Here is an 11,084-nt window from a genome sequence, read left to right on the forward strand (position 1 = left end):
ATCCCACATGACCAAACTTCTCTCTGCCCTGTTGCTCGCTGCGGCGATCCTGCCTGCCCAGGCGGCCACCCTGCAAGCCGACAAGAGCGACCTCAGCTTCACCTTCAAGCAGATGGGCGTGCCGGTGGACGGCAAGTTCAAGAAATTCGAAGCGCAGTTGGACTTCGACCCCAAGAAGCCGGAGACAGGCAAGATCGCCTTCACGGTCGACCTGGGCAGCGTGTCGCTCGGCGATGCCAGCTTCGACGCCGAACTCGCCAAGACGCCCTGGTTCGACACCAAGCGCAACGGCAAGGCCACATTTGTGTCCGGCGGCATCAAGGCCACCGGCCCAGGCAAGTACGACGTGGCCGGCAAGCTGACCATCAAGGGCGCCGTGCGCGATGTCGTCGTGCCCATCACCCTCGCCAATGGCGTGGCCTCAGGGGCACTGCCCATCAAGCGCCTGGACTTCAAGATCGGCGACGGCGAATGGGCCGACACCTCGGTCGTCGCCAACGATGTGACCGTCAAATTCAAGCTGGCCTTCGCGGGCCTGTAACCTCTTCCTTCCCCCACCCCCGGAGCTCCCCTGATGAAGAACGCACTGCTGCTCACCGCCCTGCTTGCCGCCGCTGGCGCTGCCCAGGCACAAAGCGCCACCTACGCCATCGACCCGACCCACACGGCGGTCACCTTCGAGGCCAAGCACTTCGGCACCAGCACGCTGCGCGGCCGCTGGGACAAGAAGGAAGGCAGCGTCACGCTGGACAAGACGGCCAAGACCGGCAAGGTCGAGTTCACCATTGACATGGCTTCCATCTCCACCGGCGTTGTCCCCTTCGACGGCCACCTCAAGAGCAAGGACTTCTTCGCTGTCGAGGAATTCCCGACGGCCAAGTTTGTCGGCGACAAGTTCACCTTCAATGGCGACAAGGTCACCAGCGTTTCCGGCGACCTGACGCTGCGCGGCGTCACCAAGCCGGTCACGCTGACGGCCACCGGCTTCAACTGCTACGAAAACCCGCGCCTGAAGCGCGAGGTCTGCGGTGGCGACTTTGAAACGACCCTCCAGCGGAGCCAGTTCGGCATCAACTACGCCCTGCCCGCCGTCACGCCGGACGCGATCCGACTGCTGATCGAGGTTGAGGCCATCAAGCAGTAAGCGCTGCCGGTCGCCGCATCTGACAAGCCCGCTTCGGCGGGCTTTTTGCTGGTCAGTCGGCGGCCGTCCGTGACGTATTCACGGGGCCGTCACCAGGGTGTCACGCCGGGCCGGACGGCCTGTCGCGCACCCATGCAGTTCGTCACCCGCACCGGCCGGCGCGTCGCCCGGGCAGCGCGTGGCCAGACACCCCTGCGTACAGTGGCATCAACGACGACAAACAGGCCATGACTCCCTCCTTCACCCCCAGCCCCCAGCAAAAGCTCTGGCTCGAGCGCTGGCAGCGCCTTTCAGCCACCGTGCTGCGCTATTTCCATGCCTACGCCGGCTGGCTGGTCGGCATCAGCTGGAAGCGCTTCGTGCTGCTGGCGCTGGCGCTGCTGATCGGCGTCAACGTGCTGAAGAACCTGCCGCCCTTCACCTGGCGCATCAGCGAGCAGGTCGAGGAGCAGGACCACGGCGACTCCCGCCGTCAGCTCAAGAAGGCCGCCGAGAAAGCCAAGCAGGCAGCCGAGCAGGCAAGGAAGGCCGCCAAGAGCGTGCCCTACGAGCTGAAGGTCGACGAGCGCGGCGTTCACCTCCGCCCGGTGCCGGCCGCGTCCGGCGCCAGCGCCGCCAACGGCGAGCCGGCCGAGACCGCCCCCGCCATCGAGATCGACTTCCCCAAGAGCGCCCGGCCCGAGGACATCCGCGCCGCGCTGGACGAAGCCAAGGACAAGCTGCAGCAGCTCAAGCACGACGCCGACGAGGTGCGCCAGGCGCAGGAGCAGGCCGCCGACGCCCAACGCGCGCTGGAGGAGGCAACGGCCGAGGTCAGCGAGGCGCAGGCCCAGTCGCGCCGCAGGGTCACCGTCATCCGCATGGGCGACTCCATGGTGGACCTTGCCATCCTGTGGGTGCTGGCTTCCGCCGTCATCAAGGCCATGTACAAGGGCCGCATCCAGGCTGAGGTGAAGGCGGCTCAGGCCACCGAGAACGCCGAGAGCGAGGCGCTGAAGCGCCAGGTCATCGAGGCCCGCATGGCCGCGATGCAGGCCCAGGTCGAGCCGCACTTCCTGTTCAACACGCTGGCGAGCATCGACCACCTCATCGAGACCGACCCGCCCACCGCCAGCAAGATGCAAAAGAACCTCATCGCGCTGCTGCGGGCCTCCATGCCCACCATGCGCGAGGCCAATGCCAACGGCGCGGTGCGCGATCTGGGCCGTGAGCTGGCCGTCATCAAGCCCTACCTCGAGATCCTGAAGATGCGCATGGAAGAGCGCCTGCATACCGAGATCGATGTGCCCGAGGGCCTGATGTCTGCCGAGTTCCCGCCCATGATGATCCAGGGCCTGGTGGAAAACGCCATCAAACACGGCCTGGAGCCCAAGGCCGAGGGCGGCCTGCTCAGGGTCAAGGCCGAGATCGTGCACGGCAAGCTCGCCGTCACCGTGGCCGACACCGGCCTGGGCTTCGGCCGCGCCGCCACCAGCGGCACCGGCGTGGGCCTGGCCAACATCCGCGAGCGCCTGCAGCTGCTGCACGGCAACCGCGCCAGCGTCACCGTCACCGAGAACCAACCCTCGGGCACCGTGGTCACCATCACCGTGCCCTACCGCAGCCGCAACGACGAAGGAGTCGCAGCATGAAGACCTTGTTCAAGATCCTGTTCATCGGCACTGCGCTGATGGTCCTGATGGCGATGTTCGGCGGCTTCGCGCTGCTCAACCACCACGGCCCCGACATGCATATCGTGCTGGACGACGGCGAGTTCTTCTTCGGCGGCAGCGACTTCGGCGACTGGCTGGGCGCCAGCATCGGCCTCTTCGTCGCCGGCATCGTCTGCGTCATCGTGCTGCCGCTGGTGCTGCTGCTGGGCGTGGCCTTGCCGCTGCTCATCGTCGGCGGCGTGTTGACCGTTGTCGTCGCCAGCCTGCTGGGTGTCGGCGCGCTGCTGGGTTCGCCGGTGATCCTGCTGGGCCTGCTGCTGTTCGTCGTGTTGCGCAACCGCCGCCGTGCCAACACCGCTGTGGCGCGGACCGAGCCGGTCTGAGCTAGTAGCATCGGCGGCCATGAGCAATGCACCTATCCGCGCCGTTCTGGCCGACGACGAACGACTGATGCGCGAACAGCTGCGCAGCCGCCTCACCGAGGTCTGGCCGGAGCTGGAGATCGTCGCCGAGGCCAAGAACGGCCTCGAAGCCGTGGAACTGACGAAGGAACACAAGCCCGACCTCGTCTTCCTCGACATCCGCATGCCGGGCCTGACCGGTGTGGACGCCGCGCGGCAGATCGCCCAGCTGCCGGAAGACGACGACTGGCTCGTGCCCGAGATCGTCTTCATCACCGCCTACGACCAGTACGCCGTCGAGGCCTTCGAGCAGGGCGTGGCCGACTACGTGCTCAAGCCCGCCGAGCGCGAGCGCCTGCAGCTGACGGTGGCGCGCATCAAGAAGCGCCTGGCGCAGCGCGAAGGCAGCGAGTCGGTCGAGACCTCGTCGGCGCCGCTTCAGCAACTGCTGCACAAGCTGTCATCGCAGATCAACCCGAGCGGCAAGCCGAGCTATCTGCAATGGATCCAGGCGACAGTCGGCCAGGCCATCCAGATGATCCCGGTCGACGATGTACTGTTCTTCATCAGCGACGAGAAGTACACGCGCGTGCAGACGGCCAAGGTCGAAGCGCTGATCCGCAAGCCCATCAAGGAGCTGGTGGACGAGCTGGACCCGCAGGTGTTCTGGCAGGTGCACCGCTCAACGCTCGTCAACGCGCGGGCCATCGATGGCATCACGCGCGACTTCCGTGGCCGGCAGTTGGTGGGCGTGAAGGGGCTGACGGAGAAGCTGGAAGTGAGCCGGAGCTACACGCATTTGTTCAAGGGCATGTGAGGTCATGCGCCAGCTGACCCGGGGCGCGTTGCTGGCCTGTGTCGGCGGCGTGGCGTTGCACACCGGGACCGTCGGGTTCCGCACCGATTGGCGAAGACGGGCTGAGCGCCTCAACGCTCGTAGGGCGGCTCGCGACCCGCTATCACCGTTGCCACGCATCCTCGTATGGCGAGTCTCGACTCGGCCTACCCGGCGGTTGAGCAAGGCGTTAGGCGTCTACGCGCGAGGTCCAATAGCCGGGCTTCTTGCTGTGCGGTGCAATGGCGACAACCAAGACCTCCGTTGCAGAAGCTCGGTAGACGAGACTGAACAGGAAACCCTTGACGCGAAAGGTCCGCGTTTCGTTGTACGACGGCGCTCCACCGTGCGGATGGCGCGCGGCCATGCTGGAGGCCGCTTCAACGGACGCTTCGAATTTGGCCGCCGAACCCGGCCTGGCTTTCGCGTAGTACGCGAGCTCTCTCAAGAATTCGAGCTCTGCGGCGGGTAGGAACCGGACCTTCATCCGTTGGCAAGCTTGCGCGCCTTGGCAAAAACTGCCTCTCCGTCGATAGCCTGGACTTCGCCTCTGTCGTACTCGGCCAAGCGCTTCTCAATCTCAGCTTCCCATGCGGGATCAAGCGCCGAAGACGCCCCTTCGTTCAAGGACTCCAGCAGGCCATCGACAAGGCGCTCACGCTCCTCCGGGGGCAGCAGGCGCCCCTTCTGAACCAGTTCAGCGACTTGATCGTGCATGGCAGCTCCTTGTGCCCACAAAGTCTACGTCGGCGGCCAAGCCCGGCGGATCCGACGTCGACTGATCCGCTGAATGTCGGGGTTGCGACCGCAACTACGGGGCTGGGTGGGCGCAGGAGCGCGGGCAGGCCTGATGCTTCGTGTCCCCCGGCCCGCTGCGCGAGCCTCCTCCTTTACCTTCGCATCAGGCCTGCCCGCACTCCCGCTAATCGCTGCACTGGTTTTTGCGGCGAAACACTTCTGGTGGAAAAGCCGGGATGCGGCTGCGCGCAATTGCGCAGGTAAAGGAGGAGGTCGCGCAGCGGCCGGGGGACACGGAGCAATTGCGTGCAGCCGCGTCCCGGCGCCAGACGCTGTCTCCTAGAGCTTCACCGGCCCCGCCGCCTCTTCACCCGACACCGTTTCTCGCCCCTGCTGCTGGCGGCACCAAGCCACCAGCAGCCACCAAGCCGAGGCGCTCGCCGCCGTGGCGATGAGCAGCCGGACAAGAAGCACGGCACCTCCCGTAGGCTCTGGCGCATCCGGGGCTGCGATGAATGGCCCCAGCTCAACGACCGCCAGCATTGGCGCGACGGCCCACAGCGGAATCAGAAGACATACCTTGCCGATGCGCAGCCACTGACCAGTGAATGCAGAGTGCAGGCCCACCAAGAGCGAGGCAATCGGCCATGCGACGATCAGCAACGCAACGAAGCCGACCAGAACCGTAGTTGCGTGCATGACGACTCATTCGGTCAGAGCTTCACCGGCCCCGCCACATCCCCACCTGACACCGCCGCCCGCGCCTGCTGCTGCCGCACGCGATCCACATAGCCATCCGCACGCTGCAACTGCGCCTCGATGAGCTTGTTGTTCGCCCCCATGGTCGCAATCGCCTTGGAGCGGAAGTTGTCCATCGCGTCCATGGCCTGGAAGGTCTGGTCGAACATGGACTGGATCTGCTCGATGCCCAGCATGGGGTTGGACGCGAACTCGGCCGTCTGGTCGACGTGTTGGTTCAGCGCCTGGCCGGTCTGGTTGATGAGGTTGCCGATGGTCGCGTTGACGCCTTGCAGCATCTTCATGACCTCGATCTGGTTGCCGGTGGCGCGCGCCACGGTCTGGGCCACGGCCAGGGCGCTCATGCCAGTGGTGGCGACGCGGTCGCAGCCGATCATCATTTCGCGGCCGGTCTTCTTCAGCACGTCCAGCGCCAGGTAACCGTTCACGCAGACGGCCTGCTGGGTCTGGATGTCGGCGAGGTTCTGGCGGGCGTAGAACAGCACTTCCTGCTCCAGCGCCTTGGCCTTGATGGGGTCGGTTGCCTGTAAGGCCTGCACGCGCTCGGCCAGCCGCGTGTCCAGCGTGCGGGCGAAGCGCGCTGCTGCCGCCAGGGACTGCATCGCCTCCCACAGCTTGCCGCGCGTGGACTCGATGTCGATGACGTCCTTCTGGATGCCGTCCTTGGCCGCGTAGAGCTGGGTCATGCTCGTCTGCAGCTGGCCGGCGGCGCTTTCGAATTTGCGGAAATAGGCCTCCAGCTTGTTGCCGAAGGGGATCAGCCCGAGCAGCTTGCGCGGTTGCAGCAGATCGCCGTCCTTGCCCGGGTTCAGTTCGTCGAGCTGGCCGCGAATGGCGGCAATGGCCTTGTAGGCCGGCGTGTCCGTCGCGCCGACGAAGTTGCGCTGCATCAGGCTGCCCTGCATCAGGCTGGCGGCCAGGCTGATCTCCTGCCGGCCGAGTTGGAAGGCGCTGTCGAGGCGGGCCTTGAAGGGCTCGCTGTGCAGGTCTTCCTTCTCCAGCGCGTCGATGAAGCGCTGCACCTGCTGGTCGACCTGGGTGGCCACCTCGGGCTTGAGCGGCACGGCCTCGACGGCCTGCGGCGGCTCGACGGGAATGATGACCTCGGGCGCGGTCAGCGTGAAGGCGGGCTTGGTGGTGGTGTCGCTCATGGTGTCTTGGCTCCGAACTTTTGCTTCAGGAATTCGCTGTGCCGCAGAAAGGCCTGGGCGTCCTGCCCGGCCAGGTCATCGCCCAGCTGTTCGACCTTGCCCTCCAGCTCGGCCAGCACGCCCTCGAAGGTGGCCTGCGCCGTCATGCCGTTGCTGAGCAGCTTCTTGGTGGCGAACTGCGGCGGGATGCTGAGATAGGTGTTCAGCGCGTCGGGCAGGTAGCTGATGGCGATGTGCCGCGCATGGAAGCTCTCCTGCAACGGCAGCTGGCCCTTGCTGCGCTCCCACTGGTCGAGCAGCGCTTCGAGCTTGCTGCACAGATGCTGGATGCGCGTGGCGAGCGGGCCAGGGATGCGCTGGCCGGGGTTGTGTTCGGTCAGCCGCCGCACGCCGCCCAGCGCCCGGCTCATGGCCTCGCGGGCATCGCCTTCGTCCTTGAACTCCAAGGCCTCCCACTCGGCCTCCTTGAAGCTGGGCCAGCCCCACCACATCGCGCCGACGACAAGACCGCCTGCGTAGCCGAGTGCTGCCACACCCAGGCCCAGGCCGCCGAGCAGGCCCAGCGCCTTCAGCACCAGCACGGCGGTTGCCGCGAGCAGGCCGCACCAGTTGGCCGGTGCGTTGAGCCATCGGAAAAGCGATGTCATTGGTAAGAGCGGATGTCCTTGAACACCGCATACAAAGGCGTCTTGCGCGCATCGAACACGCGGCCACCGGTGATGGCGACGAGCTGTTTCAGGTCGGCCTCGGCCGCGTCGCCATACAGCACCATGAAGACCGGGATGCCGCGGACGTCCTCGGGCATCTGCTCATAGGCCTGCTTGAAGGCGTCCAGGTTGCGACCCACGGTGTTCTTGCCGTCGGTGAAGGCGATGACCGAGTACTGGTAGTCGGGCTTGAGCTTGCGCTGCTCCAGCATGTGGTTGAGTGCTGCCAGCACCGAGTCGTACAGCGCCGTGCCGCCGGCCATGCGCAGGCCGTCGGCGGCGTCGCGCACGCGTTGCAGCTCGGCCTTCTTGGCGTCGGTGTCGGCCTGCGGCGCCACGCCCTTCTTCACCGGGCTGCCGGCCGGAATCTCGAACAGCACCGGCTCGCGCGGCCGGTCGCTGAAGGGCAGGAACCACAGCTTTTCGCGGTTGGTCAGCTTGGCCACGCGGCCGGTCAGCGACGCATCGGCGCCGGCCAGGTAGTGAATGGCCTCCACCAGCTGCTCGCGGCGCTGGCCCTGCATGCTGCCGCTGGTGTCCAGCACGAAGGTGCTGGCAATGGGCTTGCGGAACTCGTTCAGATAGGCGTCGATGAGGCCATCAGCGAGCTGGCGGTCGGGCGAGAACGGCAGCTCGACCTGGAAGCCGCGCGCGGGCAGGATGTCAGCCACCTGTGCGGCGAGCTCAGCCTTCATGGGCCGGCGCAGCGTCTGCCTCGCCAGCCACAACTGGGCGGTGTCGCCCTTCAGGTAGTCGACCACCTTGAGGTAGTCGGCCCGCTTGGCGTCGTTGAGCAGCATGAAGGGGTAGTCCGCCGTCGAAACACCCTCGAACGGATAGATGAGGTGGAGCTTTTCGCGCAGCTTGCCGCTGGCGTTCAGGCTGAGCAGCCAGCTCTCGTAGTTGATGAAGGCGTTGGCGCGCGTGCCCTGCAGCTTGGTGAATTGCTCGGCCAGATAGGTGGAGTTGTCGCCGACGATCTTGTAGCCGGTCAGGAAGTCGGCAATCGCCTGCCGGTCCACGTCCGCTGCCGTCAGCGCCTCGCCCTTGCCGCCCGTCGCCGCGACGACGCCCAGCAGCGCCATGAAGCCCTGGTTGCTGGTGGCCGGGTTGGACAGCGCATAGCGCAGCTGGCCCTGCTTGGAGGCGCGGGCGATATCGGCCCAGGTCAGCTTGGCATCGGCCTTGTTCCAACCGAAGCGAGCCGCGTCGCTCTCGCTCACGCCCACGGCGATGGGCGACAACATGATCTTTTCCTGCAGCTTCACGCGGCCCTGGCCGGCGGCGTCGCTGAGCAGGTATTTGGCGTTGGCAAACCAGGCGACGTCGGCGTTGGGCGTGCCGCTCAGCACCTCCTGTGTGCTCTCCATCGTGCCGCCAAAGCGGAACTGCACGGCCACGCCGGTGGCGGCCTCGATCTGCGCGGCCAGCGGCTCGATGTCCTTGAGGTCGCTGGTGGCCAGCACGCGCAGCGTGGTCTTGGCCGCAGACGGCGCCGTCTGGGCGATGGGCGCGTCCTCTTTCTTGCCGCAGGCAGACAGCGCCACGGCGAGCACGACAAGGGCAAGGCGCCGCATCATTGATTCATCTCCCGGCTGACGGTGTCGATCATGTCGAACATCAAATCGAAGCCCGGCGGGTCGACGACCTGGCGCAACTGCGTGTCCACGGCCAGCCCGGCCTGCTTGGCTGTGGCGGCAAACGCAGCCGGGTCGCCGGTGCGGAAACCCTGCTCCAGCGCGATGGCTTGAAGCTCCTTGTTCGTCGCCAGCAGCTCGGCCAGCTTGCGACCGCGCTCGTTCATCGCCACGATGACCAGCTTGTTGACGATGGTCGGCTGCGGGTACATCAGCACCATCTCCGCCCGCAGGCCGCCGCCGCCGTTCTTCTGCGCCTGGGCCAGCATCTGGCTCTCGTAGATGAAGGCCAGCGGCGTCTTGCCCATGCCGATGGACAGGTAGTCGTCGAAGGCGCCGTTGACGTAGTTCTCCTGGAAGCCCTGGCGCTTGAACAGCTCGGCCAGCTTCAGCGCCAACGCATTGCCGCGCGTGCGGTCGCTGACGACCTCGCCGTTCAGCGCCTGCGAGGTCAGCGCCAGGTACATCGCCGCCGAGTTGCTGCGCCGGATGTCGGTCGTCGACACCAGCACGCTGCGCGACACGGCGTAATCGCCGCTGTCCTTCAAGTCGCGCCAGCGCTTCTTGGCGAGCATGGCCTCGGTCAGCTTCTCCATGTCCAGCCCGTAGACCTTGGGGCCCAGCGGCTTGGCCATCTGGTTGGCGACCAGTATCTTGGCGACCGGCTCCCACGAGGCCACCACCAGCGGCGTGTGGAACGGCGAGCTCTGCGTGGCCGGCTTGTTGGCCTTGCGCGCCGCGTCCAGGATCATGTTGGCGGCCACCACGCCGCTGGCCAGGAAGAAGTCCGGCGCTTCGTCCAGCTTGCCCGCCATGTCGCGGCTGCCTACGCGCACGGCCTGCACCGGCAGGCGCTGGGCGGCCAGCAGCTTGGCGACGCGCTCATCCTTGAAGAAGGGCTCCACGTCGACCGCGATCAGCCCCTTGAGCGGTGCCGTCTGGGCGACGACCGCCTGCTCATGTTCGAGGACTTGAGTCTGCTGGTTGCTGCGCAGCGCCCAGAACAGGGCGCTGCCGAACACGGCCAGCACGATGAGGGTGCCGGCGATGCGCTTGGGGTTGTTCATCTGGCTTGTCTGCTCCTGTCGATCTGGACAGGTGCGGAGTGTGCCCGCTTCAGGGGCACAGCCGAAAGTCAGGCGCCGTCAGGAATTACCTGAGCGATTGGCTGAGAGTCATTCAGCCGCGAACGCCTTGCACGCCCGCCGCGCACGCGGCAGGGCCTGCCGGTTTACTTCTCCACGAACGCCCGCTCGATCACGTAGTCGCCCGGCGTCGTCGTGCTGCCTTCCTTGAAGTTGCGCACTTCCAGCATGGCCTGCATGTCCTTCAGCAGCTCGGGGCTGCCGCACAGCATGATGCGGTCGGTCTCGGGGTCCAGCGGCGGCAGGCCCAGGTCGGCCTGCAGCTTGCCGGTCTGGATCAGGTCGGTGATGCGGCCGGTGTTCTTGAACGGCTCGCGCGTCACGGTCGGGTAGTACAGCAGCTGCTCGCTCGCAAACTCACCGAGGAACTCGTGTTGATGCAGGTCGACCGTGAGATGGTCGTGATAGGCCAGCTCGTTCACGTGGCGCACGCCGTGCACGACGACGACCTTCTCGAAGCGCTCATACGTCACCGGGTCGCGCACGATGCTGATGAAGGGCGCCAGACCGGTGCCGCTGCCCAGCAGATAGAGGTTCTTGCCCGGCAGCAGATAGTCCACCAGCAGCGTGCCGGTGGGCTTGCGGCCGACGACGATCTTGTCGCCCGGCTTGATGTGCTGCAGGCGCGAGGTCAGCGGGCCGTCCGGCACCTTGATGCTCAGGAACTCGAGGTTCTCCTCGTAGTTGGCGCTGACGATGCTGTAGGCACGCAGCAGCGGCTTACCGTTCTCGCCCTTCAGGCCGATCATCGTGAAGTGGCCGTTGGAAAAACGCAGGGCCTGGTCGCGCGTCGTCGTGAAGCTGAACAGGCGGTCGGTCCAGTGGTGGACGGTCAGGACGGTCTCTTCGTGGAAGGCACTCATGGGCGTTGATCTTGGCGGGGTTAACCCCGGGATTTTCGCCCGGAAGTGATAT

13 protein-coding genes are annotated in these 11,084 nt (G+C 66.1%); 5 read left to right on the forward strand and 8 right to left on the reverse strand.

Translation table 11 applies throughout. The features are described from left to right. Window positions 1-7 precede the first annotated feature (7 nt). The 5 genes from AC0IZJ_RS22595 to AC0IZJ_RS22615 all read left to right on the forward strand — a co-directional run bounded on the left by AC0IZJ_RS22595 (window position 8) and on the right by AC0IZJ_RS22615 (window position 4,014). The gene (locus AC0IZJ_RS22595; protein ID WP_471853816.1) at window positions 8-541 is read left to right on the forward strand and encodes a YceI family protein; all 534 of its coding nucleotides are present in this window, start codon (window positions 8-10) and stop codon (window positions 539-541) included. A 33-nt stretch (window positions 542-574) separates the two neighbouring features. Further along, window positions 575-1,144: a YceI family protein gene (locus AC0IZJ_RS22600; RefSeq protein ID WP_471853817.1), complete on the forward strand. Its 570-nt coding sequence runs from the start codon at window positions 575-577 to the stop codon at window positions 1,142-1,144. A gap of 227 nt (window positions 1,145-1,371) precedes the next feature. After that, window positions 1,372-2,775: a sensor histidine kinase gene (locus AC0IZJ_RS22605; protein WP_471853818.1), complete on the forward strand. Its 1,404-nt coding sequence runs from the start codon at window positions 1,372-1,374 to the stop codon at window positions 2,773-2,775. Then, window positions 2,772-3,179 carry a hypothetical protein gene (locus AC0IZJ_RS22610; RefSeq protein ID WP_471853819.1) on the forward strand — a complete coding sequence of 136 codons (408 nt, stop codon included), beginning with the start codon at window positions 2,772-2,774 and terminating at the stop codon, window positions 3,177-3,179. Before AC0IZJ_RS22605 ends, AC0IZJ_RS22610 begins: the two co-directional genes overlap by 4 nt. A 19-nt stretch (window positions 3,180-3,198) precedes the next feature. Beyond that, the gene (locus AC0IZJ_RS22615) at window positions 3,199-4,014 is read left to right on the forward strand and encodes a LytR/AlgR family response regulator transcription factor (protein WP_471853820.1); all 816 of its coding nucleotides are present in this window, start codon (window positions 3,199-3,201) and stop codon (window positions 4,012-4,014) included. Window positions 4,015-4,222: 208 nt separating this feature from the next. Here AC0IZJ_RS22615 and AC0IZJ_RS22620 read toward each other — a convergent pair whose 3' ends face one another. The 8 genes from AC0IZJ_RS22620 to AC0IZJ_RS22655 all read right to left on the reverse strand — a co-directional run bounded on the left by AC0IZJ_RS22620 (window position 4,223) and on the right by AC0IZJ_RS22655 (window position 11,032). After that, window positions 4,223-4,519 carry a type II toxin-antitoxin system RelE/ParE family toxin gene (locus tag AC0IZJ_RS22620; RefSeq protein WP_471853821.1) on the reverse strand — a complete coding sequence of 99 codons (297 nt, stop codon included), beginning with the start codon at window positions 4,517-4,519 and terminating at the stop codon, window positions 4,223-4,225. Continuing rightward, complete coding sequence (locus AC0IZJ_RS22625) at window positions 4,516-4,749, reverse strand: addiction module protein (RefSeq protein ID WP_471853822.1); 234 nt, start codon at window positions 4,747-4,749, stop codon at window positions 4,516-4,518. Before AC0IZJ_RS22625 ends, AC0IZJ_RS22620 begins: the two co-directional genes overlap by 4 nt. 360 nt (window positions 4,750-5,109) lie before the next feature. Continuing rightward, complete coding sequence (locus AC0IZJ_RS22630) at window positions 5,110-5,469, reverse strand: hypothetical protein (protein WP_471853823.1); 360 nt, start codon at window positions 5,467-5,469, stop codon at window positions 5,110-5,112. Window positions 5,470-5,483: 14 nt separating this feature from the next. Beyond that, the gene (locus tag AC0IZJ_RS22635; protein WP_471853824.1) at window positions 5,484-6,680 is read right to left on the reverse strand and encodes a toxic anion resistance protein; all 1,197 of its coding nucleotides are present in this window, start codon (window positions 6,678-6,680) and stop codon (window positions 5,484-5,486) included. Then, window positions 6,677-7,327 carry a hypothetical protein gene (locus tag AC0IZJ_RS22640; RefSeq protein ID WP_471853825.1) on the reverse strand — a complete coding sequence of 217 codons (651 nt, stop codon included), beginning with the start codon at window positions 7,325-7,327 and terminating at the stop codon, window positions 6,677-6,679. Before AC0IZJ_RS22640 ends, AC0IZJ_RS22635 begins: the two co-directional genes overlap by 4 nt. Beyond that, entirely contained in the window at window positions 7,324-8,967 is a 1,644-nt protein-coding gene (locus tag AC0IZJ_RS22645; RefSeq protein WP_471853826.1) for a substrate-binding and vWA domain-containing protein, read from the reverse strand. Before AC0IZJ_RS22645 ends, AC0IZJ_RS22640 begins: the two co-directional genes overlap by 4 nt. After that, on the reverse strand, window positions 8,964-10,091 hold the full coding sequence (locus AC0IZJ_RS22650) for a hypothetical protein (RefSeq protein WP_471853827.1): 1,128 nt from the start codon (window positions 10,089-10,091) through the stop codon (window positions 8,964-8,966). The genes AC0IZJ_RS22645 and AC0IZJ_RS22650 overlap by 4 nt, the downstream gene beginning before the upstream one ends. 164 nt (window positions 10,092-10,255) lie before the next feature. After that, window positions 10,256-11,032, reverse strand: a complete 777-nt coding sequence (locus tag AC0IZJ_RS22655) for a ferredoxin--NADP reductase (RefSeq protein ID WP_471853828.1) — start codon at window positions 11,030-11,032, stop codon at window positions 10,256-10,258. Window positions 11,033-11,084: the final 52 nt, after the last annotated feature.

This window comes from Roseateles sp. AC306 (assembly GCF_979253795.1).